General features: G+C 57.4%; 30 protein-coding genes. 13 read left to right on the top strand and 17 right to left on the bottom strand.

All coding sequences use genetic code 11. The features are described from left to right. Positions 1–247: 247 nt before the first annotated feature. The 4 genes from B8P98_RS13405 to B8P98_RS13390 form a co-directional block, all read right to left on the bottom strand. Positions 248–1,129 (bottom strand): LysR family transcriptional regulator, encoded by an 882-nt coding sequence (locus B8P98_RS13405; protein WP_080924084.1) that lies wholly within the window; start codon positions 1,127–1,129, stop codon positions 248–250. A gap of 147 nt (positions 1,130–1,276) precedes the next feature. Then, complete coding sequence (locus B8P98_RS13400; protein ID WP_025711529.1) at positions 1,277–3,577, bottom strand: FdhF/YdeP family oxidoreductase; 2,301 nt, start codon at positions 3,575–3,577, stop codon at positions 1,277–1,279. Between the two features lie 319 nt (positions 3,578–3,896). After that, positions 3,897–4,814, bottom strand: coding sequence for a bestrophin family protein (locus B8P98_RS13395; protein WP_025711530.1), 918 nt, complete (start codon positions 4,812–4,814; stop codon positions 3,897–3,899). A gap of 232 nt (positions 4,815–5,046) precedes the next feature. Then, positions 5,047–5,988 carry a cation diffusion facilitator family transporter gene (locus tag B8P98_RS13390; RefSeq protein WP_080897780.1) on the bottom strand — a complete coding sequence of 314 codons (942 nt, stop codon included), beginning with the start codon at positions 5,986–5,988 and terminating at the stop codon, positions 5,047–5,049. Positions 5,989–6,208: 220 nt separating this feature from the next. On the opposite strand from B8P98_RS13390, the gene B8P98_RS13380 reads away from it, so the two are divergent. Beyond that, positions 6,209–6,895: an ABC transporter substrate-binding protein gene (locus B8P98_RS13380; protein WP_095033120.1), complete on the top strand. Its 687-nt coding sequence runs from the start codon at positions 6,209–6,211 to the stop codon at positions 6,893–6,895. 3 nt (positions 6,896–6,898) lie between these two features. Here the strand turns inward: B8P98_RS13380 and B8P98_RS13375 are convergent, their stop codons facing one another. The 4 genes from B8P98_RS13375 to B8P98_RS13360 form a co-directional block, all read right to left on the bottom strand. Beyond that, a complete protein-coding gene (locus tag B8P98_RS13375) occupies positions 6,899–7,768 on the bottom strand; it encodes an oxygenase MpaB family protein (RefSeq protein WP_080897778.1) in 870 nt (289 codons plus the stop codon). A 103-nt stretch (positions 7,769–7,871) separates the two neighbouring features. Next, entirely contained in the window at positions 7,872–8,303 is a 432-nt protein-coding gene (locus B8P98_RS13370; RefSeq protein ID WP_080924088.1) for an OsmC family protein, read from the bottom strand. Between the two features lie 133 nt (positions 8,304–8,436). Next, positions 8,437–8,583, bottom strand: a complete 147-nt coding sequence (locus tag B8P98_RS30940) for a hypothetical protein (RefSeq protein ID WP_042929124.1) — start codon at positions 8,581–8,583, stop codon at positions 8,437–8,439. Positions 8,584–8,598: 15 nt separating this feature from the next. Then, entirely contained in the window at positions 8,599–9,003 is a 405-nt protein-coding gene (locus B8P98_RS13360; RefSeq protein WP_080897776.1) for a YdeI family stress tolerance OB fold protein, read from the bottom strand. A gap of 146 nt (positions 9,004–9,149) precedes the next feature. Between B8P98_RS13360 and B8P98_RS13355 the strand changes: the two genes are divergently transcribed. From B8P98_RS13355 to B8P98_RS13345, 3 genes are all read left to right on the top strand, one after another. After that, on the top strand, positions 9,150–9,653 hold the full coding sequence (locus B8P98_RS13355) for a hypothetical protein (protein ID WP_080897821.1): 504 nt from the start codon (positions 9,150–9,152) through the stop codon (positions 9,651–9,653). 8 nt (positions 9,654–9,661) lie between these two features. After that, positions 9,662–10,108 carry a DUF421 domain-containing protein gene (locus B8P98_RS13350; RefSeq protein WP_025711538.1) on the top strand — a complete coding sequence of 149 codons (447 nt, stop codon included), beginning with the start codon at positions 9,662–9,664 and terminating at the stop codon, positions 10,106–10,108. Positions 10,109–10,425: 317 nt separating this feature from the next. After that, on the top strand, positions 10,426–11,421 hold the full coding sequence (locus B8P98_RS13345; protein ID WP_080897775.1) for an SDR family oxidoreductase: 996 nt from the start codon (positions 10,426–10,428) through the stop codon (positions 11,419–11,421). On the opposite strand, the gene B8P98_RS13340 is transcribed toward B8P98_RS13345, so the two are convergent. The 5 genes from B8P98_RS13340 to B8P98_RS13320 all read right to left on the bottom strand — a co-directional run bounded on the left by B8P98_RS13340 (position 11,418) and on the right by B8P98_RS13320 (position 14,414). Continuing rightward, a complete protein-coding gene (locus tag B8P98_RS13340; RefSeq protein ID WP_080924089.1) occupies positions 11,418–13,043 on the bottom strand; it encodes an alpha-amylase family protein in 1,626 nt (541 codons plus the stop codon). The two genes, B8P98_RS13345 and B8P98_RS13340, sit on opposite strands and share 4 nt — an antisense overlap. 38 nt (positions 13,044–13,081) lie before the next feature. Next, positions 13,082–13,264, bottom strand: coding sequence for a hypothetical protein (locus tag B8P98_RS30935; protein WP_051459232.1), 183 nt, complete (start codon positions 13,262–13,264; stop codon positions 13,082–13,084). A 17-nt stretch (positions 13,265–13,281) separates the two neighbouring features. Next, positions 13,282–13,788, bottom strand: a complete 507-nt coding sequence (locus B8P98_RS13330) for a ferritin-like domain-containing protein (RefSeq protein ID WP_080924090.1) — start codon at positions 13,786–13,788, stop codon at positions 13,282–13,284. 23 nt (positions 13,789–13,811) lie between these two features. Beyond that, positions 13,812–14,027: a hypothetical protein gene (locus B8P98_RS13325; RefSeq protein WP_025711542.1), complete on the bottom strand. Its 216-nt coding sequence runs from the start codon at positions 14,025–14,027 to the stop codon at positions 13,812–13,814. Between the two features lie 201 nt (positions 14,028–14,228). Beyond that, positions 14,229–14,414, bottom strand: a complete 186-nt coding sequence (locus tag B8P98_RS13320; protein WP_008804757.1) for a con-10 family general stress protein — start codon at positions 14,412–14,414, stop codon at positions 14,229–14,231. A 650-nt stretch (positions 14,415–15,064) separates the two neighbouring features. Here B8P98_RS13320 and B8P98_RS13315 point away from each other — a divergent pair. Together B8P98_RS13315 and B8P98_RS13310 are read left to right on the top strand one after the other, a co-directional pair. Further along, positions 15,065–15,979 (top strand): SDR family oxidoreductase, encoded by a 915-nt coding sequence (locus B8P98_RS13315; protein WP_080924091.1) that lies wholly within the window; start codon positions 15,065–15,067, stop codon positions 15,977–15,979. A gap of 172 nt (positions 15,980–16,151) precedes the next feature. Continuing rightward, positions 16,152–16,397, top strand: a complete 246-nt coding sequence (locus tag B8P98_RS13310) for a DUF2543 family protein (protein WP_025711544.1) — start codon at positions 16,152–16,154, stop codon at positions 16,395–16,397. A gap of 41 nt (positions 16,398–16,438) precedes the next feature. On the opposite strand, the gene B8P98_RS13305 is transcribed toward B8P98_RS13310, so the two are convergent. Then, complete coding sequence (locus B8P98_RS13305) at positions 16,439–17,332, bottom strand: LysR family transcriptional regulator (protein ID WP_025711546.1); 894 nt, start codon at positions 17,330–17,332, stop codon at positions 16,439–16,441. Between the two features lie 114 nt (positions 17,333–17,446). Here B8P98_RS13305 and B8P98_RS13300 point away from each other — a divergent pair, with 114 nt between their 5' ends. Next, entirely contained in the window at positions 17,447–18,298 is an 852-nt protein-coding gene (locus B8P98_RS13300) for a Vmh family MBL fold metallo-hydrolase (protein ID WP_025711547.1), read from the top strand. Between the two features lie 175 nt (positions 18,299–18,473). After that, positions 18,474–18,614 carry a stationary-phase-induced ribosome-associated protein gene (gene sra, locus B8P98_RS13295; RefSeq protein WP_025711548.1) on the top strand — a complete coding sequence of 47 codons (141 nt, stop codon included), beginning with the start codon at positions 18,474–18,476 and terminating at the stop codon, positions 18,612–18,614. Here sra and B8P98_RS30930 read toward each other — a convergent pair. Further along, positions 18,611–18,739: a hypothetical protein gene (locus B8P98_RS30930; RefSeq protein WP_042929126.1), complete on the bottom strand. Its 129-nt coding sequence runs from the start codon at positions 18,737–18,739 to the stop codon at positions 18,611–18,613. The genes sra and B8P98_RS30930 overlap by 4 nt on opposite strands. A 56-nt stretch (positions 18,740–18,795) precedes the next feature. On the opposite strand from B8P98_RS30930, the gene B8P98_RS13290 reads away from it, so the two are divergent. The 5 genes from B8P98_RS13290 (at position 18,796) to B8P98_RS13270 (ending at position 24,844) form a co-directional block, all read left to right on the top strand. After that, the gene (locus B8P98_RS13290) at positions 18,796–20,493 is read left to right on the top strand and encodes an NAD-dependent malic enzyme (protein ID WP_025711549.1); all 1,698 of its coding nucleotides are present in this window, start codon (positions 18,796–18,798) and stop codon (positions 20,491–20,493) included. A gap of 183 nt (positions 20,494–20,676) precedes the next feature. Continuing rightward, a complete protein-coding gene (locus tag B8P98_RS13285; RefSeq protein ID WP_080924092.1) occupies positions 20,677–21,384 on the top strand; it encodes a glycosyl transferase in 708 nt (235 codons plus the stop codon). Beyond that, a complete protein-coding gene (locus B8P98_RS13280) occupies positions 21,385–22,071 on the top strand; it encodes a hypothetical protein (protein ID WP_080924093.1) in 687 nt (228 codons plus the stop codon). It begins immediately after the preceding gene. A 60-nt stretch (positions 22,072–22,131) separates the two neighbouring features. Continuing rightward, a complete protein-coding gene (locus tag B8P98_RS13275; RefSeq protein ID WP_025711553.1) occupies positions 22,132–22,827 on the top strand; it encodes an ABC transporter permease family protein in 696 nt (231 codons plus the stop codon). A gap of 304 nt (positions 22,828–23,131) precedes the next feature. Continuing rightward, the gene (locus tag B8P98_RS13270; RefSeq protein WP_042929127.1) at positions 23,132–24,844 is read left to right on the top strand and encodes an ABC-F family ATP-binding cassette domain-containing protein; all 1,713 of its coding nucleotides are present in this window, start codon (positions 23,132–23,134) and stop codon (positions 24,842–24,844) included. Positions 24,845–24,880: 36 nt separating this feature from the next. On the opposite strand, the gene B8P98_RS32015 is transcribed toward B8P98_RS13270, so the two are convergent. Both B8P98_RS32015 and B8P98_RS13260 read right to left on the bottom strand, forming a co-directional pair. Beyond that, positions 24,881–25,834 carry a bifunctional helix-turn-helix transcriptional regulator/GNAT family N-acetyltransferase gene (locus B8P98_RS32015; RefSeq protein ID WP_025711555.1) on the bottom strand — a complete coding sequence of 318 codons (954 nt, stop codon included), beginning with the start codon at positions 25,832–25,834 and terminating at the stop codon, positions 24,881–24,883. A gap of 167 nt (positions 25,835–26,001) precedes the next feature. After that, positions 26,002–26,601, bottom strand: coding sequence for an inorganic diphosphatase (locus tag B8P98_RS13260; protein ID WP_025711556.1), 600 nt, complete (start codon positions 26,599–26,601; stop codon positions 26,002–26,004). Positions 26,602–26,742: the final 141 nt, after the last annotated feature.

Raw genomic sequence — 26,742 nt, 5'->3', positions numbered from 1 at the left:
TATGGAGTAATACATATCGGTTGTTGTTAACTTAAATGACGGCTGTTGCCGTAGTTAATATTTGTGATGTGTACTGCAGGAGGGATAAAAAATTGTCATTAAAGCTTGTATCTTCTGGACAACATTAAGCGGCACCGCAATACCACTTTTACCAACGGTCCTGCACCACCGGGGCTATATTGGCACTCTCCCATCAGAGGGTCGTTTAGACATTTTAGTGACAAGCCGCCAGGTCGGCGGCCAGGCCTCAGCCAAATATCCCCTGCGCCTCAGCGAAGCATTTCTCCGCCAGGGTCGAGACCGGCTCCTGCTGGCGCATAATCAGCGCCAGCTGTGAATCGACCTGGCTTTCGGCAATCGGCAGAATTTCAAGATTGTCGCTTAGCGCTTCGAGGCCGTTGTTAAGCGGCATAATGGCGCAGCAGATCCCCGCCTGCACCGCCTGGATAATCTGAAAGGTCGAATCACTCTCAAAGACATACCTCGGCGTTAGCCCTTTGGCCTTAAAGCTGATTTCAATGGACTCCCGGTAGTACATCCCCTTGGTCAGAAAGCCAAGGGGCAACGTCGCCAGCGCCTCCCAGCCCGGCGTCCCGGCGCTGAAGTCGTAATGGCGTTTATCGTGCAGGAGCCCCATCCGGGTTTGCGGCAAGCGGGCAATCTTGAACTGACGCTCGTCCAGGTGCTGCAGATAGCAGATCCCCAGATCCAGCTGATTACGGCTGACGCCGTCGATAATCTGCTCCGAGGTCATCGACAGCAGGCTGAACTGCAGCGCCGGATATTTCTCCGCCAGGGGGGTAATCAACTGCATCGGATTGAGGCTCGCCAGCGGCACCATGCCCACCCGCAGCTGGCCGACCATCTGTCCGCGACAGATCGCCGCTTCTGCCGCCAGCCCGTCATGGGCGGCGAGCACCGCCCGTGCCCAGGCCAGGATCCGCTCCCCTTCCGGGGTAAAACCTTCGAAGCGCTGGCCGCGCTGGATCAGCGTGAGGTTAAGCTCCTCTTCCAGATTGCGAATCCGCATGGAGAGCGTTGGCTGGGTAATATGGCAGGCCGCGGCCGCCTGGCCAAAATGGCGCGTCTGATCGAGCGCGATTAAATACTTGAGTTGCTTAATATCCATTCTCTTTCCCGTTTGAACCCCGCCGTTCACCCCCGGGGCCGCGCACAGGTTACCAGAATGTTAGTTTCACTAGCGATAAATTCAAGCGAGGATATACAAGGCGCGGGGGGGCGCAGGACGGCGCGATGCCGCCCTGCACACTACCTTTTAGCGCACGCCGGCCAGCGGGCGGATCTCTTTCGAGCGCAGCGTCAGACGGACCGGGACCGACTTATACGAGGGGGTGCCGCTCTCTTCATCCAGATAGTTCAGCGGCACCAGCACGTTAGCTTCCGGATAATAGGCGCCGACGGTACCGGGCGCGATGCCGTAGGCCACCACCGTGATATCTTCCAGCGTCAGCTCACTGCCCGGCAGCGCGGTATGAATATCTACCCGATCGCCATGTTCCAGCCCCTGGGCGGCCATGTCCTGCTCGTTCATAAACAGCACGTCACGGCGGCCAAAAACGCCGCGATAGCGGTCATCCATCGCATAAATCGTGGTGTTGTACTGATCGTGGCTGCGCAGCGTCACTAAGCGCATCACATCCTCGCCCTCCACCACCACGTTCTCATGCACCCCTTTAAACACCGAGAACATCGCCTTGCCGGTGGCGGTCGGCCAGATACGCTCGGTCGGCGGCAGCGGCATGCGAAAGCCACCCGGGTGGCGAATGCGCTGATTATAATTCTCGAATCCCGGAATAGTCTGTTCAATCAGATCGCGAATGCGGTCGTAATCTTCCACCAGGTACAGCCAGTCCACTTTACTGGCCGACAAGGTCGCTTTCGCCAGACCGGCGACAATCGCCGGTTCCGAACGCAGCGTCGGCGAAGCGGGCTTGAGCTTGCCCGACGAGGCATGCACCATCGACATTGAATCCTCGACGGTAATCGACTGCCGGCCGCTGGCCTGCAGATCGAGTTCGGTGCGCCCCAGACACGGCAGAATAAAGGTCTCTTTCGCCGTCAGAAGATGCGAGCGATTGAGCTTGGTGCCGACGTGAACGCTGAGTTCAAGCCCGCGCATCGCCGGGAAGGCGCGTTCGTGGTCCGGCATCGCCACGGCGAAGTTACCCCCGAGGCAGATCAGCGCTTTGGCGTCGCCGGCGATCATCGCTTCCAGGGCCTTTACCGCATCGTGGCCATGATGCCGCGGCGGCGTAATCCCCATCACCCGCTGCAGGCTGTCGAGGAAGGCCGAGGAGGGTTTTTCACTGATCCCAACGGTGCGGTTTCCCTGCACATTAGAGTGGCCGCGCAGCGGACAGATGCCGGCTCCCGGCTTGCCGATGTTGCCGCGCATCAGCAGCAGGTCGGCAATCAGACGCACGTTAGAGGTGCCTTTGTTATGCTGGGTGACGCCCATGCCGTAGGTAACGATGGTGGCCCTGGATTTGGCGTAGGCCACGGCGACCTGGGTCAGCGATTCGCGCGTCAGGCCGGACTCCTGTTCAATATCCTGCCAGCGGGTGGCATGCAGATCCTCGGCGAAGGCGCTGAACCCCTGGGTATGCTGGGCAATGAACGCGTGGTCGAGGACATTGCCCTGCTCCTCTTCCAGCTGCAGCAGCGCTTTGGCGATCCCTTTCAGCGCCGCCGCATCGCCGCCGGCCCGCACCTGGTAGTAGGTCGAGGCGATCGGCGTCGAGCGCCGGGTCGCCATCTCCATCACGTTCTGCGGGTCGGCAAAACGCTCCAGCGCCCGCTCACGCAGTGGGTTAAAAACGATAATCGGCACGCCGCGACGGGAAAGCTCATGCAGGGTGCCCATCATCCGCGGGTGGTTGGTTCCCGGGTTGTGACCGATGGAAATCACCAGTTCGGTCTGGTCAAAGTCATCGAGGGACACGGTACCTTTGCCAATACCGATCGACTGCGGCAGGCCCACGCTGGTGGATTCATGGCACATGTTGGAGCAGTCAGGGAAGTTGTTGGTGCCATACTCGCGGGCAAACAGCTGGAACAGCCACGCCGCCTCATTGGACGCCCGGCCAGAGGTATAGAACTCGACCTCATCTGGCTGCAGGCCGCGAAGGATCTCGCCGATGCGGGCGAAGGCCTGCTCCCACTCCACCGGCCGCAGGGTATCACTGGCGCGGTCGTAAACTAAAGGATGGGTTAAGCGGCCGTAGCCTTCCAGTTCAAAATCACTTTTCGCCAGCAGGGAGCTCACCGTGTTGGCCGCCAGAAATGCGGGCGTCACCCGTTTGGTGGTCGCCTCCCAGGTCACGGCTTTGGCGCCATTTTCGCAAAACTGGAAAGTGGATTTATGCTCTTTGTCCGGCCAGGCACAGCCCGGGCAGTCAAACCCATCCGGCTGGTTGGTGCGCAGCAGCGTGGCGGGCGCCTCGAAGGCATCCATCTGGGTGCGCACGGCGATGGCCGTGGCCTTCAGTGCGCCCCATCCGCCTGCCGGACCGTCGTAGGGGTGAACACCGGGAACCGCGCGTCTTTTACTGGTCATCTCTTTACTCCTGCTGCTCTGTTCTGGCTGTCGCTAGCCGAAAAAGGCGTACGACAACCCCGGCGACGAAGCGTGATTAGCGCGGCGTCACCTGATAAAAATGCGGTTTCTCAAGGATAGTACGATGGGAAAGCGTAGATACTGCGTTTGTTAACTGAATAATAACATACGCCACAATTCTGTATAATTGATGTTATCTATCAGGTGTTAAATTTAACTTATTTGCAATTTCTGCGCCTATCGCCGCCCTCGCCGGGGCGGGCAAAACGGGCATGAGAACATGATGACCGGGCAGCGGAAACCGCCCGGCGCGTCGGGCTCAGGTCAGGTTGAAGTAACGGTCAGGACGCAATGTCTCCGGCAGCGGATGCTGGCCGGTCATGTCGAGCAGATTGCGCTCGATGGTGTTACACATCGCATTCAGCGGCAGGTCATTGGCTGCCGTACCGAACGGGTCCTCCAGCTCTTCCGCCAGCGAATCCCACGACAAAAAGGTGTAAGAGATAAAGACCGAGACAAACGGCGTCATGTAGTGCAGATCGCCCACCAGGGCGAACGGCAGCAGCGCGCAGAACAGGTAGACGGTACGCTGCAGGATCAGGGTATAGGCGAAAGGCACCGGAGTGGTGGCCAGCCTTTCACAGCCGCCCAGCACATGCGCCAGCTCATCGAGCTTGTTGTCCATCAGCCCGTAGGTGATGTCGCTGAGCTTACCCGCCTCCCGCAGCTGACCTATTTCGTTGCCAACCAGCAGCAGGATCCGGTTAGTGGGCATCGAGCTGGCAAGGATCTCCCCCACCTTATCCTCCGGCAGCAGCCGCCGCAGATCGTCCGTCGGGTCGGTTTTGCGCAGCTGGTGTTTCAGGCTCCAGCTAAAGGCCACCAGATAGCTGACGATGTGGCGATGGGCGTCGTGTTCGGCAGGCAGGATGTTGCGCAACTGGCGTACCAGCGTGCGTTCGGCGATCAACACCGTCCCCCACAGATTGCGCGCCTCGACGAAGCGGCTGTAGCTGGCGCTGTTGCGAAAGCCGAGGAAAATCGCAATGGCGATCCCTAACAAACTGAAGGGCGCCACGGTTAAGTGAACCCCCAGCTGTTCGTACCACTGATAGCTGATAATGGCGATGATCGACATCAGCACATTAAGCAGCAGACGAAAGGTGATTTTTGACAGCACGGAGCCGTGCCAGTCAAATAAGCGAAGAAACCAGTGTTGTTCTGGCCGAATGATCATGGTCTGACTTCCTGAATTACCGCTCTGGTCATTATCCCGGAATAAAGAATAGAGATTATCTATGAACCGATTGGTTTATTTTATCGTTAACTGCGATGGGCAGATCTGCGCCATTATTTAGCGATGGTAATGGCGTTTTTAGTATGGGCCTTTTTTATATTTCAGGCAATCAATGCGCCAGCAATAATGGCTCAGAAGAAAAAATTGCCGCTGAGCCAATTCATTTTTCCGCTTATGCTACCGGGTGTAGCAGACCGCTGTCGTCAACCGCAGGCGCTTCGCAGGGATCGACATGCACCATCACGTTAAGCACCGGATGCTGCGCCATGACCCGCTCCCGCGCCTGCCGGGCAATCTGATGCCCTTCAGCTACCGACATCTCACCGGCCACCTCGAGATGGACATCCACCAGCACCAGATCCCCCGCCTTACGGGTTTTCAAATCGTGCAGGCCCGCCACGCCCGGCGTGGCCTGCAGCGTGCCGGCGATCGCCCGCTGCGTCTCTTCATCGACCGCGCGGTCCATTAAATCGTGCAGCGCCGTGGCGGCGAAACGATAGCCCATGCGGGAGATGAGCAGGCCCACGGCCAGCGCGGCAAGCGGATCGAACCAGGCGAACCCGGCCAGGTTGCCGATAATCCCCAGCGCCACCACCAGAGATGACGCGGCGTCGGAGCGGGCATGCCAGGCGTTGGCGATAAGCAGCGACGAATTCAGCCGCGTAGCGGCCGCCAGCATATAGCGAAACAATCCCTCCTTGACCACCAGCGCTGCCAGCGCCATCCACAGGGCCACGCTGTGCACCGGCGGAATCGTCTGCGGCCCGGCGAGGTGGTCCGCCGCGGACCACAGCATACCAATCCCCACCAGTACCAGGATCGCGCCGAGGATCAGCGAGGCGCCATTCTCGTAGCGCCAGTGGCCATAGTGGTGATCGTGGTCAGACGGTCGACGGCTTTTTTTATTCGCCATCAGTACCACGCCATCGGCGACCAGATCGGAAAAAGAGTGCATACCGTCGGCAATTAATCCCTGAGAGCCGGAGAATATTCCCACGACCACCTGCAAGGCAGAAAGAAAAATATTAACCACCACGCTAACAAGGGTACTCTTTCGTGCCTGCACCGAACGCTCATGATATTTATTATCATTTTCAAAATGATGTTGTGTCATTATTTATCTCCCTTTATGAGCGGCAAGAATAAACTGACAAGCTGAGTTTATGCTTAACAATATAAAAACCATTGTCTTGCCGTTTAACGATATCGCTGCTGCGGTAATTTATCTTTCCTGAAGGGCTGGCAGGACCGCTACAACCGCGTGGTAATGAACTATCTTTTGCAGAGAGGCCACAGGTCGGGCCACTTTCTCTTAACCACTACAGGAGTCAGCGATGTCAGAGATCACCTCATCCCGGCTGCGTTTTGCCATTAATCTGGGCAACGCGGTTCTGGCCCGTCTCGGGGAGACAGGAGCGCCAGCAGGCATCACCGTTGAGCTCAGCCATCGGCTGGCGACGCGCTGGGGCGTCAGCGCCGAGTTTGTGCCCTATCCTGCCGCCGGTAAAGTGGTGGCTGACGCCGGCGGCGAGCACTGGGATATAGCCTTTCTGGCCATCGATCCGGCCCGGGAAGCGACCCTGCGTTTTACGCCGCCCTATATCACCATCCAGGGGACCGCGCTGGTCAGAGCCGGTTCGGCCTGTCAGCGGGTGGCTGACATGGATCGCCCGGCAACCACCATTAACGTCGGGCTAAACGCCGCTTACGATCTGTGGTTAACCCGTCATCTGCAGCACGCCAGCCTGAATCGCCTTCCCTCCTCGCAGGAAGCCATCGACGCCTTCCTCGCCGGTGAGGGGGATATGGTCGCCGGCATCCGACAACCGCTGGAGGCAACAGCCCGTCGGCACGCTGGCGTGCGGGTACTGGCGGATAATTTTACCGAGATCCAGCAGGCCATCTGCGTCGCCCGGGGGGACGTGGCTCGTTTTAACGCGGTAAACGACGCGCTAAGCGAGTGGCGGGCGGATGGCAGCCTGAAGGCGCTGATTGCCCAACAGCTGGGCAATGCGCAATGATCTTCACCCCACGTCCATCCGGCGCATGGCGCAATGCCAGGCGCCGTTGCGTACCGAGGCGCGCAGCACGCGGGCAATGCCATGGACCATCAGACGCGTCGCGCGCCGCTGCAGCGGCGTGAGCGACAGCCCCAGCATCTCCTGCGCCCACGGCGGCAAAAGGTCAATTCCGGCACGCATCATGACCTGGCCGACCGGCTGGCTCAGCCGCCCCGGCAGGCGAGTGGTGAGCAGCACCTGGGCCACCTCGCGGGTGCGTTCATCACAGCGCAGCCGCGGGCGCATGGCCTCAAGATAGTCCGCCACCTCCTGCGGCGTCTGAGGGATATCCTGAGCCCCCAGCCGACGGGCGATTTCCGCCGACTCACGGAAGTAATCCTCCTGACGCCCGGCGCTGACCACCGTCCGCTTGTAGCGCAGGTGAGAGGCCATAAAGCGGCTGCACTCGGCGACATGCACCCAGGTCAACAGCGCCGGGTCGCTGGCCCGATAAGGGGTTCCGTCCTTATCCACCCCGCCAATCCGCTGATGGATCCCCTGCACTTTGGCGATCAGCCGTTCGGCGTCGGGGGTGGCGGCAAACGTGGTGGCGGAAATAAACTGGCTGGTGCGGCGCAGGCGGCCAAAGATATCTTCGCGAAAACGGGAGTGATCCCAGACCCCGGCCAGCGCCAGGGGATGCAGCATCTGCAGCAGCAGCGCACTGATACCGCCGCAGAGCATCGAGGTAAAATCGCCATGTACCTGCCAGATGGCCGACTGCGGACCAAACAGACCCGGCTCGCCTTTGGGCTGTTCAAAATCGATCTCTTTTAGCGCCATGCCCGTCAGGCCGAGCACCTGCGCCTCGATCATCCGGCGAATGCCGATCATGATGGTGTCCCTTACGTTCACTAAAGGACAAAAGATACCACTATTGGGCAGCGCAGGGAGAGATATTGCGGACAGAGTGCCCGCATAACGCGGGCACGGCAGCTTATGGATTCAGCTGGTAATCGAGGGTGATATTGGCTTTCAGCACCTGCGATACCGGGCATCCGGCCTTCGCTTTCTCGATGATCTCATCGAACGCCGCGGGTGAGACGTCCGGCAGGACGATCTGGCTTTGCAGCGCGATATCGGTAATCGCAAATCCGCCATCGGTTTTATTGAGCGTGACCACCGCCGTCGTGTCGATGGACGTGGCGGTATACCCCTCTTCGCTGAGCATCAGCGACAGGGCCATTGAGAAACAGGCGGCATGCGCGGCGCCGATCAGCTCCTCGGGATTGGTGCCCTTCACCCCTTCAAAACGGGTGTTAAAGCCATAGGGCTGTTGGTTCAGCGCCCCGCTCTCTGTTGACACGGTGCCTTTGCCATGTTTCAGGTCGCCTTCCCAGTGGGCCAGCCCTTTCTTATGAATCGCCATATGATTCCTCCAGTGATGATGTCGAACAAAAGTATAGTGCGTGATGCCGGAGCTGCGTCTTTTTACCGCCTCCGGCACCCGCATTCCCGTCGTTTTGGTGTCGTTTTGTGTCTTTGATGACGAGTTGATGACGCTAACGGCCATCGCGTGGATGCCAGGGATCGGATTTGTCATCCTTGCTGTCGTCCCGTTTACGCGGAACTTCGCCCTGTTCGCCCGGCGCCTCCCGGGCGGGATGTTTACCACGCTCTTCGCCTTGCGAATGAGAAGTTGTGCTCATATCGACGTGCTCCGCTTATTTGGGCGACTGCTTGAGCAGGCGATCGATACGTACCACCGGCGGCGTCATTTTGCGATCAAGACTGCCGTTGATACTCACCAGATCGTCAGGCTCTACATGTTGTTCGTTAAACGCGGCAGTGGGAACAATGACGGTGATGGTGCCGCTTTTGTCGCGAAACTGGTAACGGTCATCCCCTTCACGGGTGAGGAGATTACCGCGCAGCGAGATGGTCGCGCCATCGTGCATGGTTTTCGCCTGTTCGACGGTCATGATCCGCCCCTCCTCGACGCCGCGATAGCCATCATCCAGTTTGTGTGGCGGCGGCGGTGCGGCATCCTGGCTAAAACCCCCCTTATCTTCCGCCTGCGCTATCCCCACGGCGAACAGACCGGCCATGACCCATGCTAATTTTTTCATCATGCCTCCATGTTTTTGCTGATGATGACAATAAAGCCTGGCTGAGGCTGGCCATTTTTACAAAGTCAATTGTTCTGATATCGTCTAATATAAGAAAGTCCTTAATCGTTACGCTGTTGCCGAAACGAAACGCGGGGAAAATAATAATGATTAAGAATCAACAGCATTGTCCCGGCATTGATGAGAATGAACGAGCCCTACGCTTCGAATATCGTTTCCGGCGCTACGGGATAATTATCCTGAGCCTCATCATCCTTACCGCGCTAAGCGGCCTGTGGTCCTCCGGGTATTTCAGCGAAGCGCACCGGGATAGTGCCACTGGTGAATTAAGCGTCGATTACCAGCGTTATGCCAGGCTGATGAGTGAGACCGAACTGAATATTCTGATACACCCCGATCAGAAAAACGAGACGACGATAAGCTTCGCCAGCACCCTATTATCCCGCTACCAGATCGGCGATATCCGTCCGCAACCGGATAAAATGTACAGCAGCGGGGGGAAATTATATCTCGTATACCAGCAGACGCCCCATCGTTTGCCGATGTCAGTGTGGCTTTCCATTACCCCAAAAACGGCGGGAAATATCACGCTGAAGGCGGCAGTAAACGATCGTCCCGCTGTCACCTGGACTCAATTTATTTATCCGTAGGAGTCGCTATGGAAATGGTCCTCAGAGCTGCGGCAATCTATCTTATCCTTTTGATTATTTTTAAGATTGCTGGCAGAAGAACGCTGATGCAGCTTACCAATTTCGACCTGATATTGCTGCTGATTATTAGCGAAGCCACCCAACAGGCGATGCTCAGCACCGATTATTCGGTCACCGGCTCGATGCTGACCATCGTCACCCTGGTCAGCATCGATATTTTATTCGGCTATATTAAGAAACGTTTTGCCCAGGCGGAAAATTTCCTCGATGGCTCTCCGGTTATTGTGGTGGAAAATGGTGCCGTCATCGACGAGAAGATCAGGCTCGTTAATATATCTGTCGATGATATCCTGCTGGCCGCCAGGCAGCACCATGGGATTTACGAGCTGCACGCGATAAAATATGCCATTCTTGAGCGTAACGGCCAGATATCCATTATTCCTGAACAGAAATAATAGCGGTTTGGCTATTTATCGCGCTCCGGTTGCTTATCGCCCGACTCCGGGGCACGAGTGGCATCATCCTCTTCTTTTTCAACGCTAAGAACGTCTACTGGCAACATTTTTCCTCCTCGCTGTTTGTCAGGGATCTTACAGATTATAGAACGCCTACGCCGGTCCAGGCAGGATCCGTCCAAAGTAACCCGAATATGTCGTCTGATTCACACGGCGTTCATTCCAGGATATTTCCCACTTCTGGAATGTCGTCGGTGAGAAATAATTAACCGATCCGTGCAGTGAATATTGCGCTAGCTAAAAATAATGAGGTCACTATGTCTGTAATGGTCATTACCGGAGGTACGGCAGGCGCGGGCAAAGCCACCGCGCTGCGTTTTGCCCGCGCCGGCTACCATGTGGCGCTGATCGCTCGGGACGAAACCAGTCTGCAGGAGACACAGCAACGCTGTGAACGATTCGGGGTAAAAACGCTGGCAATTAGCGCCGACGTTGCCGATGCCAGCGCCCTGCAACGCGCCGCCGCTGAGGTGGAAACCACGCTCGGCGCGATAGATGTGTGGGTCAACAATGCCATGACCACCGTGCTGGCGCCCTTTCGCCAGATGAGCGACGAAGAGTTTCGCCGGGTGACGGAGGTGACCTACCTCGGATACGTGAACGGTACCCGCGCGGCGCTGGAGGTGATGACGCCCCGGGATCGGGGGGTGATTATTCAGGCGGGCTCGGCGCTCGCCTGGCGGTCGATCCCTTTGCAATCGGCTTACTGCGGAGCCAAAGCGGCGATCCGCGGTTTTACCGATGCCGTGCGTACCGAACTGATGCACGAAGGGATCCACATCCAGTTAACCATGGTTCAGCTGCCGGGGATGAACACCGCCCAGTTTGGCTGGGCGCGAAACAAGATGGATCAGGCCATGCAACCGGTGCCGCCGGTCTATCAGCCGGAAGTCGCCGCCGAGGCTATCTATAGCGTCGTCCGGCGCCCGGTCAACGAGCTGTGGGTCGGGAAAAGCACCATCCAGTCGATCCTCGGGCAGGTCTTCTTCCCGCGCCTGCTCGATCGGCTGCTGGTGAAGAAAGCCTGGGAGGGACAGTTTACCGGCCAGCCGAAACCGGCTGACCACCAGGACGACTTGTTTTCACCGGTGCGCGGCAACCATCCCGGCCACGGGCCCTTTAACGATAGCGCGCGGCGTAAAGCAGTGACGATCAGCGCCGATCTCCCGGGGAAAGTGGCCGCCGGCGTTGGCGTGGCGGTAGCGACGATGGCCCTGCGGGCGCTGTTTCGTCGTGCCGGGAAACGGCGCTAAAACAGGCTGCGGCTGAACCAGCGGTAACCGTATCCTCCCAGCTTCAGCCGCGCGTCTTTCCCACCGTGCAGCGCGTCCTGGTACAACTTATCTTCCAGAATTGGGCTCCAGTAGCCCTCGGCCAGCGGCGGGAGCTGGACCTCCAGCGCCTGCGGGCTGCAGTTGGCCAGCATCAGCAGCTCGCGCGACTCGCTGCGATAGCTCAGGCCCAGCACCGCAGCGGGTTTCACCGCGAGAATGGCGAAAGGAAGGGAGCCCGGCTCGGTATATTCCGCCCGCGCCAGTACCATATTGCGCACCCGGTGTAGCAGCGATCGGGGATGACGCAGCGCCGCTTCGACATTGACCCGCAGGTAGCGCCACCGTCCGCTGGCCACCGGTTTTACCGGCAGGTCGTCCCGCGCCGCCCGGGAAAAGCCGCCGTTGGGCGCAGCCGACCACTGCATCGGTGTTCTGACCGCGTAGCGTTCCGGTAAACTCAGATCGTCCCCCATGCCAATCTCGTCGCCATAGCGCATCACCGGCACGCCGGGCAGCGCCAGCAGGATCGCATGGGCCAGCGCAATGCGCCGGGTATCGCCATCCAGCATCGGCGCCAGCCGCCGGCGCACCCCGCGCTGATAAACGGACATCGATTTATCAGGAGCAAAGGTGCGGATAACCTGGCGCTTATTGCGTTCGCCAATCCCCTCGAGATCCAGTTCATCATGGTTACGCAGCCAGTTAACGAAGCAGCACCCCTCCGGGGGTGACACCATCGCCTGCAGGGCCTTCACCACCGGTGCGGCGCGCTGCTGCGCCAGGCTGAGGTAGAGGTATTTGTTAAGCCAAAAATTAAGCACCATCTGCAGCCGGTCGCCGCGGCCGAAATAATGGCGGTAGTCCTCCACCGCCACATCCACTTCCCCCAGCAGTATCGCATCGGGATTGTGACGCTGAACGACCTGCCGGAGATGGGTCAGAAGCGGGTAGCCGCGCGCCTCGTCGCCCTTCCCGGCCTGCTTGACCAGATGCGATGCGGCATCAAGGCGAAAACCTGATACCCCCGCCTGCAGCCAGAAGGTGATGATGTTTTCGATTTCAGCGATCACCGGCGGATGAGCAAGATTCAGATCGGGCTCATGACGATAAAACATGTGCCGGTAATACTGTCCGGCCTGTTCATCCCAGCGCCAGACGCTCTCCTCAACGCCGGGAAACATCGGGGGATCGTCGTTTTCCGGTGGCTTATCGGCCCACAGATAGTACGGCCGCCAGGGAGAATGAGGATCCTGCCGGGCCGCCTGAAACCACGGGTGCTGCGCAGAGGTGTGCTGAATGACCAGCTCAACGATGACCCGCAACCCCAGCTCCCGGGCGCGGGCAATCAGCTCAATCACGTCGGCGATGGTGCCGAATCGTGGGTCGGGCTGCAGATGATCGCTGATATCGTAGCCATCATCCTGCAGAGGGGTAAGATAAAACGGGGTCAGCCAGAGAACCGTCGCCCCAAGACTGCGAACGTAGTGGAGCTTTTGGCGAATACCGGCGAGATCGCCGTAGCCATCGCCGTTGGCGTCATAAAACAGCGAACTATCAACCTGATAAATGACGGCCCGGTGAAACCACTCTTCACGTTGCATCCCTATCACCTCGCGTTCTGCCCGTCAGTCACCGAGATTCAGCGCGGTTTGCGCACACCAACCTCTTTCTCGCAGGGTGGGTCAACGGGCGCTGATTCATTCTGCGTTGCCGGGAGGGGTCTGTTAGCGACTGCGTCAACCAGAGCCTGTTGTCTGGCGGTTAACAGCAGAGGCACCTCTCCCTCGGCGGCGGGGAGCGCGATAGTGTGGCGTTTAACCATAATTTATCTCCGACTGCTTAATGTCCGACCTCTACGCCAGGACGTTCAGCGCGATGAAGAAATTCCGCCACCAGCGCCGACTGATGATGACGCAGCCAGTCTGCCATACCTCGCTCCTCCGCCAGTATCGCTTCCAGGGCGTGAAGGGCATGGTGGTCACCTGCCCGTTTAGCCGCCGTTAATAAGGCGGTATAGCAGGCGACCTCGAATTGGGCAAAAACATAGGTAGTGGTAATGATTTTAACGATCTCATCGCCGGGCAGCATCATGCCGATGGTCTGGCCCAGCGCCGCCACACGGCTCATCGCCTCTTTCAACGCGGAGCGGGAAATATGATTGCGGGCAATAAGATCCTGCAGCGCCGATAATTGCCGACGGGTTTCGTAAAGATGTTGTTCAAGACGGGTGCGTAATGGCGGATAGTTTTCTACCCTGCGACTCACCGCTATCAACATCGTTTCAGCTTGTTTTTCCATTGCATGCGCATCGCGAAGCCAGTTGTGGTAATTTTCAATATCAGTCATACAAGCCTCTTTGGGCAAACACGTTATTTTGGCGCGGAATTTTCATTCTCTTCCGCCGCCTCGTCAGCTCGCGCTGCGCTATATCCTGATAAGTGCCCAACAATATTTGCGTAAATACTGATAAGGATGACCCACAGGACGCTGTTTTTCCACCAGATTAACGAGGGTATGGCCAGACCTACCCACATCACGGCGGCCACAAGATGACAGCGTTTAATAAAAACCGGCGTCAACTTCATTTTATTACCTGCTGTAATGTAAATATTCGCCCCTTAATCAGCGTATTGCCAAATCATTTATCTATGCTGTTGCTCAGATAAATGCCTATGGTTTGCCATCTCCTGTTAATTATTAAAGGGTCCAATAAACAGAAACCTGCGGACCAGCGGCCCACAGGTTTTTGTTCTGACGCCTTTGTGAGGCGTCTCAGGCTTCAGTCATTAACTGTCACCGGCTTTACGCCCGCCGCCATGACTATTCTTACCACCCTTTTTCCCGGCTTCGGATGCCCGCTCAGGATCATTTTTGAAGTTCCCGCCGCTGTGCTGTCCGCCTTTACGCCCGGCTTCGGATGCTTTTTCACGATCTTCTGCAAAATTACCTGAACCGCCTCTATGCTCTGCCATAATTTTCACCTTGGGTTTGATCAATATCGGTTGGTAAATGGAAAATGACCCTGTTACAAATCATCGCCCTCGCTATCTAACACTAGAGGAATACCCGCAGGGGTCAAATTAAAACCGGACTTTAAGCAAGACAATGTGGAAAATAAAAATATACAACGCAGCGGCGATAAAAAATAATCACCATGTAACTAACTTATTCGCTTCGGGTTGTTGTCATTTATCACTGCGCTTTTTTTACCAGGCAAGGTTTTGTAAATAAATGAAAAGCATCAAACCTCTTTTTTTGTCCCACGGATAGACACATTTGCTTTCAAAAATAATACCTCTCTTTGGGTAGTTGCTCACTCCCTGGCATAAATAAAAATATATTTTCACAGACAATATGGCTGACTTTAAAAGCTAAAAACGAGAACTCTACCTGATGGAAAAATAGCGCCACGCGGTGATTAATGATGGAATAATCCTAATTTACCACTCGTAATAATAACGCAGCGCCAGACCGTGAAATACGCCGAGGATCAGCCAGTTAAGAATTAATCGCGCCGCTTTTAAAGGACGTAAACCGTCCTGCTGTCTGTCGCTATTGGCCTGAATGGGAGTGAAGCTGGCCTATCCTTATGGCTGGCCCGTTCTGTCTGAAGGAGATGACTATGCAAGATGAAAAACCGCCAATGAAGAAATTACCCACCTCCATGTTGCCAGAAGAGACGGCTCCCCGTCCGGAGTTCCCGGAGCAAGAACAAACCCCACCGGGTCTGGATGCGGAGATGGAGCCTTCGCCGGACCATGGGGAAACCAGCTATACCGGCACCGGGCGACTGGCCGGTAAGAAAGCGTTAATCACCGGGGGCGACTCCGGGATTGGCCGCGCAGTGGCGATTGCCTTTGCCCGCGAAGGGGCCGACGTGGCAATCAATTATCTGCCGGAAGAGCAAGAGGATGCGGATGAAGTCATCGCGCTGATCAAAGCCGAAGGCCGCACCGCCGTGGCCCTGCCGGGGGATATTCGCTCCGAGTCGTTCTGTCAGTTGCTGGTCGCCGAGGCGGTGGAACAGCTGGGCGGTCTGAGCATCCTGGTCAATAACGCCGGACGCCAGCAATACTGCGAGACGCTCGAGGAGCTCACCACCGAAGATTTCGACGCCACCTTTAAAACCAACGTCTACGCGCCGTTCTGGATCACCCGCGCCGCACTGCCTCATCTGCAGGCCGGAAGCGCGATCATCAACACCACCTCGGTGCAGGCCTATAAACCCAGTCCGATCCTGCTCGATTATGCTCAGACCAAAGCTTGTCTGGCGATCTTTACCAAATCGCTGGCCAAACAGGTGGCCAAACGAGGCATTCGCGTGAACGCCGTGGCCCCCGGCCCTTACTGGACGGTGCTGCAATCCAGCGGCGGCCAGCCGGACGAGAAAGTGAAACAGTTCGGGAAAGACACCCCTATGGGGCGCCCGGGGCAGCCGGTAGAGATCGCCCCCCTGTATGTTACGCTGGCATCCGACGCCTGCTCATATACCTCCGGGCAGGTCTGGTGCTCTGACGGCGGGGACGGCGTAGTTTAAGCCTTCCGCCAGACCGGTGCGTCACCCAGCGCCGCCTGTCCAGGCGGCGCTATTTTGCCTTCTCGCTTCGCTTTCCCCGCGCGGTGATTTTTTCTCTCCTGCAGCCGCGGCGACCGGCCGCGTGCTATGATGTCCGTCCGCCGCTGAGCGACGCCAAACCTGAGGACAACTGATGAGCAATGAGATCCCCCTGAAATTTTATGACATCGTGGACGAATACGAGACCGAAGCGGCTTCGCCGGTTAAGGAGACGGAACGCGATGCGCTGGCACGCTATTTTCAGCTGCTGATTGAGCGACTGATGAATAACGAAGAGATCGAAGAAGAGGCGCAGCAGGAGATGGCCCGCGAAGCGGCCATTGATGAACGCCGTATTGACGATATTGCCAACTTCCTTAATCAATGGGGCAATGAGTAAGGCACCCTGGCAGCTCATCCACCGGCGCGGCTGAAGTGCACTCAGGCCCCGGCGGCGGCCTCCCCCAGACGCCGCTGTAGCGCATCCAGAAACAGCGGGAGTCCGTCGGGTTGGTAGTCACGGGAAAGGTAGATGCCGTAGACGCTCAGCGCCTTCGGCGTCCAGTCAGGAAGCACCACCTCCAGCGCCCCGCTGGCGATTGCGCTTCGCGCTTCCAGTTCGGGGAGCATCGCAATGCCGCACCCGGCCACCGCCGCCTCCAGCAGCAAAGAAGAGATCCCCGCGCTCAGATTACCCTTAACCGCCACCGAGGCCTCCTGCCCCTGCGCATCGCTGAACTGCCAGCGCTGGCCGGCAAAATGGCTGTATAACAGGCAGTTATGGTGTTGCAGATCGTCAAGCGTCGTCAGTGGGCCATGCTGGCGAAGCCAGCGCGGTGCAGCACAGAGGAGTGAACGACACAGCCCGAGGCGGCGGGCGATCGCCCCGGCCTCCGGGTTGTCGGTAATGCGAATGGCCACATCGATGCGTTCGCCGATCAGGCTGACCGGATGGTTATTGATATCCAGCTCCAGGCGCAGCAGCGGGTAACGGGCAAGGAAGTCCGGCAGCAGCGGAGAGATCAACTGCATTGCCGTGAAGTGCGCGCAGGCCACGCGCAGCGTGCCGCTGGGGTCGGCCCGCTGGCGCTCGCCAGCGATCTCATCGGCAATCCGCGTCAGACCACGGGTCTTAAGCAACACCTTTTCTCCCGCCGGGGTCAGCGTGAGCCGGCGGGTTGAACGATGGATCAGCCGGGCGCCGGCCCAGCTTTCCATCTGCTCCAGATAGCGGCTCACCATCGGGCGCGACATCCCCAGCGCCCGCGCCGCCGCGCTGAGGCTCCCCAGCTCGCAGATGCGCAGGTACACCTGCGCCGCAATCACCCTGTCCATTATGGCCCCTTCATCTGCACGATTTATGAAACTCAGCATCTCTTATTTCAGGAATTCTATCAAATAACGAAATCCGTACAATGAAACGCATTCACCTGTTAATGAGAACGAATCATGAAATTATCTGCCCTTGCTATGGCCACCGCCCTGTTCAGTAGCGCGGTCTTTGCAGCGCCACTAACGCTGCAAACCTATAACCCGCAAGAAAAAGGCCTTTTTGCCGTTAACTCGACCCTCGTTTCCGGCCCCCATGAAGCGGTGCTGTTTGACGCGCAATTTAGTGTGAAAGACGGCGAAAAGCTGGTGGAAATGATCAAGAAAAACGGCAAGCCGCTCACGCGGATTGTGATCACCTCCGGCGATCCTGATTTCTATTTTGGTCTTGAGCCACTGGTGAAAGCCTTCCCGCAGGCGGAAGTGGTCGCCACCGCGGAGGTGGTCAAGCATATCGAAGCGACGAAAGCGGCCAAGCTGGCGTACTGGGGCCCGCAGATGAAAGATGGCGCGCCGACGCAGGTCTACGTCCCGCAGGCGCTGAAGGCCAACAGCTTTACCATCGACGGTGAGAAAGTGACGATAATGCAACCGCATGACTACGCGGCGTTCGTCTGGATCCGGGCGAACAAAACGATCCTCGGCGGCACCGGCGTGGCGTGGGGCATGCATCTCTGGACCGCCGACACCCAGACACCGGCCAGTCGTCAAAAATGGCGCAACACGCTGGACCAGATGATCGCCCTGCACCCGCAGCGGGTGATCCCGGGCCATTATCTCGGCACGCCGCCGGAGGGAGACAGCGCAGTGCGCTTTACAAAAACCTATCTCCAGCAGTTTGAGCAGGCGCTGAAGACGCATCCGGATTCTGCCGGCGTGATCAAGGCGATGGAGACGCAGTGGCCGGGGCTGGCGGAGAGCAGCTCGCTGGAGTTAAGCGCCAAAGTGAATACCGGCGAAATGAAGTGGTGATCCTGCCGTGGCGAGAGGAGACTGTTCTTAATCTGCCGCACTAAGGTTGCTATTGCCGCGAAAATGGACCACCCTACCAGAGGTCGCACACAAAACGTGCGGCCGACTTTGGGTTACATTTCATCCGGTCACACCGGGTTTGCCCTTGAAACCAGAACAGGATAAAGGAGTCAGAATGAAATCGAACCATCAGGCACGTCATCTTCTCGGTCTGAACTACAAGCTTTCCCGGCAGAAAAAAGTGGTGCTGGAAGGCGATGAAGAAACCACCCTCAACCACATCCATGCTACCGGCCGCAAACGCCGCGGTGGTTAATTTTCAGTCTGAATGATGATAAATAACACCGTCCTGTTGCCAGGATGGTGTTTTTTTATGGCAAATGATTGCTTGTTTACCCGCTTGAAGGCCTTCTGCTCTATACTCTGCCCGCTGCTTTCCACCCGCCCTTCGCTTATCGCCGCGCCGGGACTGTGGTCATGATCAAGGAGTTAGTGCGATGCAATTCACCCATAAGAAAAACCGTTCCCTGTACATCCCCTACGCGGGTCCCGTTCTGCTTGAATTCCCCCTGCTTAACAAGGGCAGCGCCTTCAGTATGGAAGAGCGCAGCAATTTCAACCTGCTCGGCCTGCTGCCGGAAGTGGTTGAAACTATCGAAGAGCAAGCTGAACGCGCCTGGATCCAGTATCAGGGATTCAAAACTGAAATCGACAAACATATTTATCTGCGTAACATCCAGGACACCAACGAAACCCTGTTCTATCGCCTGATCGGCAACCACCTCGAAGAGATGATGCCGGTTATCTATACCCCAACGGTGGGTGCCGCCTGCGAACGTTTCTCCGAGATCTACCGTCGCGCCCGCGGCGTCTTTATCTCCTACCAGAATCGCCATAACCTTGACGACATCCTGCAGAACGTCCCGAACCACAACGTGAAAGTGATTGTGGTCACCGATGGCGAGCGTATTCTCGGCCTCGGCGATCAGGGGATCGGCGGGATGGGGATCCCGATCGGCAAGCTGTCGCTGTACACCACCTGCGGCGGTATCAGCCCGGCTTACACCCTGCCTGTCGTGCTGGACGTGGGGACAAACAACCAGCAGCTGCTGGACGATCCGCTGTATATGGGCTGGCGCCATCCGCGCATTACCGACGACGAGTACTATCAGTTCGTTGACGACGTGATCCAGGCGATTAAGGCCCGCTGGCCGGACGTCCTGCTGCAGTTTGAAGACTTTGCGCAGAAGAACGCCATGCCGCTGCTCAACCGCTATCGCAATGAAATCTGCTCCTTTAATGACGATATTCAGGGCACCGCGGCGGTGACCGTCGGGACGCTGATCGCCGCCAGCCGCGGCGCCGGTAGCCAGCTGAGCGAGCAAAAAATCGTCTTCCTCGGCGCGGGCTCCGCTGGCTGCGGTATCGCCGAGCAGATTATCGCCCAGATCGTCCGCGAAGGACTCAGCGAAGAAGAGGCCCGCCAGCGCGTATTCATGGTTGACCGCTTCGGTCTGCTCACCGACGGTATGCCTAATCTGCTGCCGTTCCAGAACAAGCTGGTGCAGAAGCGTGAGCATCTGCAGGGCTGGGATACCTCCAGCGAGGCACTGTCCCTGCTGGACGTGGTGCGTAACGTGAAGCCGAACATCCTGATCGGCGTCTCGGGTCAGCCGGGGCTGTTCACGGAGGAGATTATTCGCGAGATGCACAAGCACTGCCCGCGTCCGATTGTGATGCCGCTCTCTAACCCGACCTCACGGGTGGAAGCCACGCCGCAGAATATCCTGAGCTGGACCGACGGCGAGGCGCTGGTCGCCACCGGCAGTCCGTTTGCCCCGGTCACCCTGAAAGGCAAGCAGTATCCCATCGCGCAATGCAATAACTCCTATATCTTCCCGGGGATTGGTCTGGGGGTAATTGCCTCCGGCGCGTCGCGGGTCACCGACGAGATGTTGATGGCCGCCAGCGAAACCCTGGCGAAACACTCGCCGCTGGTGAACAACGGTGAAGGTCCGGTGTTGCCGGAGCTGAAGGATATCCAGACCGTCTCACGGGCGATTGCCTTCGCGGTTGGCAAGGTGGCGCAGGAGCAAGGCGTGGCGGTGAAAACCTCCGCCGAAGCACTGTTGCAGGCCATCAGCGATAATTTCTGGCTGCCGGAATACCGGAATTATCGTCGCACCTCGATTTAAGCGCTCTCACCGGGCCGAGATATCGGCCCGGTTATTAATAACGTCCGAATAATATCTCCCGCCTCAGAAACGTCCTTTTCGCCAGTATTAATTCACCGTAAAAATAGTAAACAGATAGCGTTTGCCCCGCGCTCCTTGCTGTGCAAAATAGTTGCCTCTCATCTCTTCACAACGGAATGTGAAATGCAAAAATTAACCTCTGGCGCGAATAAAGCGAATGCGATTCCGATCCGCATTGTCTTGTTTCTCATCGGCGGTATCGCCATCATCACTGGAATGTGCCTCTTCAGCGGCGATATGTGGATGCTCACCCCGCGCGCTGAGCAGTATCAGCCCGCCACCGGCGAACTGGTGGATGTCGTCATCTACACGCCGAGTAAATTTTTCTTCGCCCTGCTCTACGTATTATTCATGACTTTGGTCTGGCTGCTGGCGGTACGTAAAATCCCCTGGCGGCCGATACAGCATCCTGTATTACCACTGATGGTACTGATTGCCGCCGGGATATTTATTTTCCTCCATCCGGAGGTTACCCCCGGGCGGGATGCCAGTATTCAGTACGGTAAACACAACGTTTATTACACTGCCATTTTCTGGAGTAAAACGAATTCAGATCGACAGGTTACTCAACCCTCTAAATATGAAGTTTTTGTTGAAGCGAAAGATCCCCGCTGGCCGATCGACAGAAACAATCTTCGTCGCGCCTGGCGCTGTGAAGTGCAGCGGCATAGCCAGTTTTACACCCTGTCATTCAATGAGGGCTGGTTTCCAAACGGCGATCCGCAGGTCATGGCCCGCCAGTGTACTCAGGTAAGCGATCTGAACGCGCTCAGTGAAACGGCAATTATGATTGCCCGCCCGATCGCCACCGTCCCTGTGGAGGCACCGTAAATGAGCCAGCAAAAAAGGGTTCTGCAACCGATATTACGCCTCTGGCTGGGGCTGTTTAGCGGACTGCTGTTGGTGAGCGCCATCAGCGCCTTTCACGGTGAGTACTGGTATTTCGGCGATAAGCAGGCGTTTTACGCGGCGAAAGCCGGCGAGGTTTCGGTGCATGAACTCTATACGCCGGCAAAAATCCTCTTTGCTTTTATCGTCAGCACGATCCCGCCGCTACTGTGGCTGCTGCTGGTTAACCGTCGGGCGCCGCGGCTGCTGACCCACATTCTCTCACCGGTGTTACTCCTGCTGGCGGGACTGGTGTTTTTCTTCCTGAGACCCGACGTGATACCCGGCGGGGAGACCCCTGTCTATCGCTACGGCGAGCGGGAGCGCTACTACCAGACGATACGCTGGCAGAAACCGGAGCCAGGCGCATGGCGGGATACCCGTTCTGAGTACAACGTGTATATCGAATATCGCGATCCAAAGGGATATCGCAAAGCTGACAATATTAAAAACGCCTATACCTGTGAAACCCACCGGGAGTCTCGCTTTTTTACCTTAACGACCGAGGAGAGTTGGTATCCGGATGCGTATGCGAATATTCTTGAGGCCCCCTGCCAGGCGATAAAGGATCCCCAGGCGCTGACGGAATATACCCGCGATCACGCCCGCTGGTTTCCCATTATTTTTTAAATAAATCACTGATGATACTTTCAATGATTCTCACTACTGAGACAAACAAGGAACGTTAATATGCCCCACCAGGTTGCGACAAAAAATATGACGAATAGGATGATCATTTTATATTTAGCACTGACAGGAATAACAGGGTTAGTCTATGGCTTATGTTCACTGAGTGGTGAAACACTGCATTCCCCCTTTGAAATCAGTTCATATGATGCCGTTGCTGGTGATCTTATCGAACATAGTCTGTACACCTTCTATAAACCGTTTGTCGCTATTCTCTGCTCACTCGTTATACCGTTGATTTGGCTGTTATCAACGAGAAAATCAACGCATCGTAAACTGCGTCATCCGGTTATTCCCGTTATGCTTTCTTTGCTGATTTTCATCTTTTTGGGATTGTTCCCCGGCGTTATTCCCGGTGGAGAGACAACCCGTTATCGTTACTTCCTTCATGATAAGCATTATCTCAGTATTGTCTGGGCAAGCATGGATCCAGATAATTATTTTGAATCCAGATCCCACTATGAAACTTACATAGAATACAGAGACCCATATGGATTCCGAAGAATTGATAACATTAAAAATGCCTATCACTGTGAGCAAACACGTGAAACTGTTTTCCTGACGCTTTACATTTCTCAACGCTGGTTCCCGAAGGGTAAACCTGATGTCCTCGAAGCCCAGTGCCAAAAAATAACTGACGCTAATACACTGACTGAAGCGGTACTGGCAAAAGCGTATTGGTTTCCCTTTGTACGCTAAACTCTGAGGGGGCGCCGCGCGCGCGCCCCTGCCAGTTTTGTCACTGGCGCCGCTTGCCTTTCCCCACTACACTGCCATCACCCATCCACTTACTGACGAAAAAAGGAGGACCCCCATGCTGTATTGTGAAATGTTTATTGTTTCACATGCCTTAGGCAATTGCGCCAGCTCAAGCGTTATCGGTATCGTGCTGCGATAACTACGGCTTGAGCGAAGACCCTTCACGCAATCCCTTCTTACCGGGTTATCGTCAGCGAGTTTTGACGAGGCATTCGCATGCCTGTAACTCTTGAGTAAGTTGACTATGAGTACATTACTAACTGCCCATGCGCTCCACGTGGAGACGGCCTTTGGGCCGCTGTTTAACACCCTCTCCTTCACCCTGAAGAAAGGCGACCGTATCGGTCTCATCGGCCATAACGGTTGCGGCAAAAGCACCCTGCTGCAGGTGCTGGACGGGACGATCGCGCCCACCTCGGGCAGCGTCTCACTCGCCGGTCAGTGTCTGATGGCCCGCGTTGAACAGCATCTGCCGGAGGCTCTGCGTTCGCAGTCGCTATTGCAGGCAGTGCTGGCCCCGTTACCCGCCGATACGCGGGAAGCACAGCGCTGGCTGGCCGAACGCCTGCTGGCGCAGATGGGCTTTACCCCGGCGGTGACGGCGCAGCAGACCTCAACCCTGAGCGGCGGCCAGCACACGCGCCTGCTGCTGGCCCGGGCGCTGATCCGCCAGCCTGACCTGTTGCTGCTGGATGAGCCTGGCAACCATCTCGATCTGCCCACCCTGCTGTGGCTGGAAAGCTTCCTGCAAACCTGGCAGGGGAGCTTCGTGCTGGTGTCACACGACAACACCTTACTGGATGCTGTAACTAATACCAGCTGGATCCTCCGTGACCAGACGCTGCACAGCTTCGCCTTGCCCTGCAGCGCCGCCCGTCAGGCACTGCAGGAGCAGGATGAAAGCGCTGCGCTGCGGCATAAGGCCGAGCAGAAAGAGATCGACCGGGTCAGCGCCAGCGCCCGGCGGTTGGCCACCTGGGGTCGGGTCTATGACAACGAAGACCTCGCCCGCAAAGCCAAACAGATGGAGAAGCAAGTCGCCCGCCTGAAAGACGAGCAAACCGAGCTCAGCGTCGGCCCGCCGTGGCGTCTGTCATTGCAGGGGGACGCCCTGCCGGCTGACCGCCTGCTGGAGATGGACACCCTGCCCGTCGCGCCCGCGCCGGGCCTGCCATCCCTCTTCACCACCGGCGTGGCGCGCCTGCGCAGTGGCGATCGCGTGGCCATCATGGGGCGTAACGGCGGTGGTAAATCGTCCCTGCTGCGCCTGCTGTGGCAGCAGATGAACGACACATCGCCACTCCCGGGGCTGCGCCTGCATCCCCGGCTGCACCCCGGCTATTATGACCAGACGCTGGAGCAGTTACCGGACGATGCCAGCCTGCTCGACGCCCTGACGCCGTTCGCCCCGTCGGCAGAGGTGCGCAAACGGGCGCTGATCGCCGCCGGGTTTGGCTGGGCGCGACATAGCCAGCAGGTCAACAGCCTCAGCGGTGGCGAGCGGTCACGATTGCTGTTCGTTGGCCTGTCGCTGGCGCGCTACAGCCTGCTGTTGCTGGATGAACCCACCAACCATCTTGATATGGAGGGCAAAGCGGCGCTGGCGCAGACGCTGCGCGACTACCCCGGCGGCGTGCTGCTGGTCAGTCATGATCGTGAGCTTATTAGCGAAAGCTGTAACCGCTTCTGGCTGATCGACCATGACGGGTTAACGGAATGGCACAGCCTGGAGGCCGTGTATGACCGTCTGCAGGCCGTAGCTCCCGCTCCGGAGAGTCGGCCTGCTTTGCAAAATCCCCCCGTCGGAGTGGATGATGAGGAAGTCCTGCTGGCGCGGCTGATTGACCTGGAGCAGTGGCTGGCTGACGATATGGCCCGCAAGCCGAAGCATCAAAAGCCATCACTTCAGGCGCAGTGGCGGGAGGAAATTGCCCGCCTGCTTATCCAGCTGACGTAATCTTCATGCTCTCCCACCGGCTAAGGCGCCACGCCCTTAGCCGGTGTTTCCGGGCCGGGTAAACTGCTGCTCGGTCATCACCTTTCCCCACTGCTCTCCCTGCCATTCGCGGGTTAACGTGAAGCCAAAGGATTCATACAGTTTGCGGGCCGCGTCCAGCCCTTTAAAAGTCCACAGCTGCACCGCGCTAAACTGGCGACTATCGCAGAAAGCCATCGCCTCGCTGAGGAGGCGCCTGCCAATGCCGGTTCCCCGGCAGCTGTCATCGAGAATAAACCAGCGCAAATGCGCCTCCTGCTGGCCGAGGTCCTCGCCATCGATGGCCAGCGAGCCGACGATTTTCCCTTCGCGGATCGCCAGCCAGATCTGGTTGGCCGGGGAGGAAAGCCGGGTGGCAAATTCCGCTACACCGCTGGCGACCTTACCTTCAAAAAAAGCGCCAAAGTCATGATGACGGGCGTAATACTCCCCGTGCATCTGGGCTATCCGGCCGATCATCCCCGGCTGGTAGCCGGTCATCAGCGAAATTTGCGGAGCCGTATTCGCGAGCGCGCTATCCCGACACTGCGCCAGCGCCCGGGCATAGGCCGCCAGTCCAGTGGCGACAGTTTGCTGCTGCGTCTCATCCAGATGGTCTAACGCCTCCACCACCTGACGGGTACCCCAGGCGTTAATTTTCGCCACCGTATGGTGCCCCTTTGCCGTCAGGGCGAGTGATTTCGCGCGCGCATCCTCCGCGCAAGGACGCTCCTCCAGCTCACCGGCCGCCAGCAGACGAGAAACCATCCGGCTGACGCTTGATTTTTCCAGTCCCAGCAACGTGACCAGCTGCGCGGCCGTCATCTCCCCTCTCATCGAGACCTCAAGCAGGGTGTGCACCGCCGAAGGTGAATAATGGGTGGCGGCCAGCGTGGTGCTCATAAAGCCCAGCTCGCGCACCATTAACCGCGAGGCGGTACGAATCTGTTGGATTAAGGGGGTATCAGGCATGGCGGCGGGTCCAGAAAATGAAATAGTTGTATAATACAACCATTATCTTTATCCTGCGCCAAGATGCAATATGGTGGGATAAGCGTTGCCATGTGACGTGTGATTTCACCGCCGCAGGGGTCGTGAGAGCGAATGCCGCGGGCGTCGGACAGCACCCGCGATGAATATTATTGCGGGTTCTTCGCCTTCCAGGCCTCCCAGGCCGATTTGATCTCCTGCTTCGCGGCGGCGGCGTCATTAAAGCCGGCCAGCTCGACCTTTTTACGCCCCTCCGGCAGCGCTTTATAGACCCGGAAGAAGGCCTCCAGTCGCTGCTGCTCTATTTTTGGCAGATCGGTGATGGTCTTGATGTCGTCGTAGGTGGGGTCAATTTTACTGGCCGGCACGGCGATGATTTTGTCGTCTTTTTCTCCGCCGTCTATCATCTTCAGCACTCCAATTGGCCGCAGCTTAATCAGCGTGCCCGGCGCCATTGGCGCGCGGGTATAAAACACCACGTCCAGCGGATCGCCATCCCCGGCCAGCGACTGGGTCAGCGAGCCGTAGTTCGCCGGGTAAGCCACCGGCATCGACTGAAAGCGGTCGGCGATGATAAACCCCGTTTTGGCGTCGGTTTCATACTTAATGATGCCTCCTGCCGGGATCTCGGTGACGGCGTAAAACTCTTCCGGGTTATTTTCCGGCTGGGGAAATTCCAGCACATTCTGCGCCTGGGCGGCGGCGGACATAAACAGACCGGCGGTGAGGACGATTTTTACCAGATGCATTGTCGATTCACTCTGTTGTTATAAGAAATTGATGCGCAAAACGATAGATTTGAGTGATGACAAAAACATGACCATTCGGTGTCAATATTATTACCTACCAAATATAGCGATATCGTATGAATTTTGTGCTACCTCTGTAGC

It is taken from the genome of Klebsiella quasivariicola, from assembly GCF_002269255.1.
Lineage (GTDB): Bacteria > Pseudomonadota > Gammaproteobacteria > Enterobacterales > Enterobacteriaceae > Klebsiella > Klebsiella quasivariicola.
This window is presented reverse-complemented; position numbering and strand designations above follow the sequence as displayed.

What these genes read in the sequence shown, in the direction of transcription:
- B8P98_RS13405 (WP_080924084.1), bottom strand. Translation starts at nt 1,129, where the DNA reads ATGGATATTAAGCAACTCAAGTATTTAATCGCGCTCGATCAGACGCGC.
- B8P98_RS13400 (WP_025711529.1), bottom strand. Translation starts at nt 3,577, where the DNA reads ATGACCAGTAAAAGACGCGCGGTTCCCGGTGTTCACCCCTACGACGGT.
- B8P98_RS13395 (WP_025711530.1), bottom strand. Translation starts at nt 4,814, where the DNA reads ATGATCATTCGGCCAGAACAACACTGGTTTCTTCGCTTATTTGACTGG.
- B8P98_RS13390 (WP_080897780.1), bottom strand. Translation starts at nt 5,988, where the DNA reads ATGACACAACATCATTTTGAAAATGATAATAAATATCATGAGCGTTCG.
- B8P98_RS13380 (WP_095033120.1), top strand. Translation starts at nt 6,209, where the DNA reads ATGTCAGAGATCACCTCATCCCGGCTGCGTTTTGCCATTAATCTGGGC.
- B8P98_RS13375 (WP_080897778.1), bottom strand. Translation starts at nt 7,768, where the DNA reads ATGATCGGCATTCGCCGGATGATCGAGGCGCAGGTGCTCGGCCTGACG.
- B8P98_RS13370 (WP_080924088.1), bottom strand. Translation starts at nt 8,303, where the DNA reads ATGGCGATTCATAAGAAAGGGCTGGCCCACTGGGAAGGCGACCTGAAA.
- B8P98_RS30940 (WP_042929124.1), bottom strand. Translation starts at nt 8,583, where the DNA reads ATGAGCACAACTTCTCATTCGCAAGGCGAAGAGCGTGGTAAACATCCC.
- B8P98_RS13360 (WP_080897776.1), bottom strand. Translation starts at nt 9,003, where the DNA reads ATGAAAAAATTAGCATGGGTCATGGCCGGTCTGTTCGCCGTGGGGATA.
- B8P98_RS13355 (WP_080897821.1), top strand. Translation starts at nt 9,150, where the DNA reads ATGATTAAGAATCAACAGCATTGTCCCGGCATTGATGAGAATGAACGA.
- B8P98_RS13350 (WP_025711538.1), top strand. Translation starts at nt 9,662, where the DNA reads ATGGAAATGGTCCTCAGAGCTGCGGCAATCTATCTTATCCTTTTGATT.
- B8P98_RS13345 (WP_080897775.1), top strand. Translation starts at nt 10,426, where the DNA reads ATGTCTGTAATGGTCATTACCGGAGGTACGGCAGGCGCGGGCAAAGCC.
- B8P98_RS13340 (WP_080924089.1), bottom strand. Translation starts at nt 13,043, where the DNA reads ATGCAACGTGAAGAGTGGTTTCACCGGGCCGTCATTTATCAGGTTGAT.
- B8P98_RS30935 (WP_051459232.1), bottom strand. Translation starts at nt 13,264, where the DNA reads ATGGTTAAACGCCACACTATCGCGCTCCCCGCCGCCGAGGGAGAGGTG.
- B8P98_RS13330 (WP_080924090.1), bottom strand. Translation starts at nt 13,788, where the DNA reads ATGACTGATATTGAAAATTACCACAACTGGCTTCGCGATGCGCATGCA.
- B8P98_RS13325 (WP_025711542.1), bottom strand. Translation starts at nt 14,027, where the DNA reads ATGAAGTTGACGCCGGTTTTTATTAAACGCTGTCATCTTGTGGCCGCC.
- B8P98_RS13320 (WP_008804757.1), bottom strand. Translation starts at nt 14,414, where the DNA reads ATGGCAGAGCATAGAGGCGGTTCAGGTAATTTTGCAGAAGATCGTGAA.
- B8P98_RS13315 (WP_080924091.1), top strand. Translation starts at nt 15,065, where the DNA reads ATGCAAGATGAAAAACCGCCAATGAAGAAATTACCCACCTCCATGTTG.
- B8P98_RS13310 (WP_025711544.1), top strand. Translation starts at nt 16,152, where the DNA reads ATGAGCAATGAGATCCCCCTGAAATTTTATGACATCGTGGACGAATAC.
- B8P98_RS13305 (WP_025711546.1), bottom strand. Translation starts at nt 17,332, where the DNA reads ATGGACAGGGTGATTGCGGCGCAGGTGTACCTGCGCATCTGCGAGCTG.
- B8P98_RS13300 (WP_025711547.1), top strand. Translation starts at nt 17,447, where the DNA reads ATGAAATTATCTGCCCTTGCTATGGCCACCGCCCTGTTCAGTAGCGCG.
- sra (WP_025711548.1), top strand. Translation starts at nt 18,474, where the DNA reads ATGAAATCGAACCATCAGGCACGTCATCTTCTCGGTCTGAACTACAAG.
- B8P98_RS13290 (WP_025711549.1), top strand. Translation starts at nt 18,796, where the DNA reads ATGCAATTCACCCATAAGAAAAACCGTTCCCTGTACATCCCCTACGCG.
- B8P98_RS13285 (WP_080924092.1), top strand. Translation starts at nt 20,677, where the DNA reads ATGCAAAAATTAACCTCTGGCGCGAATAAAGCGAATGCGATTCCGATC.
- B8P98_RS13280 (WP_080924093.1), top strand. Translation starts at nt 21,385, where the DNA reads ATGAGCCAGCAAAAAAGGGTTCTGCAACCGATATTACGCCTCTGGCTG.
- B8P98_RS13275 (WP_025711553.1), top strand. Translation starts at nt 22,132, where the DNA reads ATGCCCCACCAGGTTGCGACAAAAAATATGACGAATAGGATGATCATT.
- B8P98_RS13270 (WP_042929127.1), top strand. Translation starts at nt 23,132, where the DNA reads ATGAGTACATTACTAACTGCCCATGCGCTCCACGTGGAGACGGCCTTT.
- B8P98_RS32015 (WP_025711555.1), bottom strand. Translation starts at nt 25,834, where the DNA reads ATGCCTGATACCCCCTTAATCCAACAGATTCGTACCGCCTCGCGGTTA.
- B8P98_RS13260 (WP_025711556.1), bottom strand. Translation starts at nt 26,601, where the DNA reads ATGCATCTGGTAAAAATCGTCCTCACCGCCGGTCTGTTTATGTCCGCC.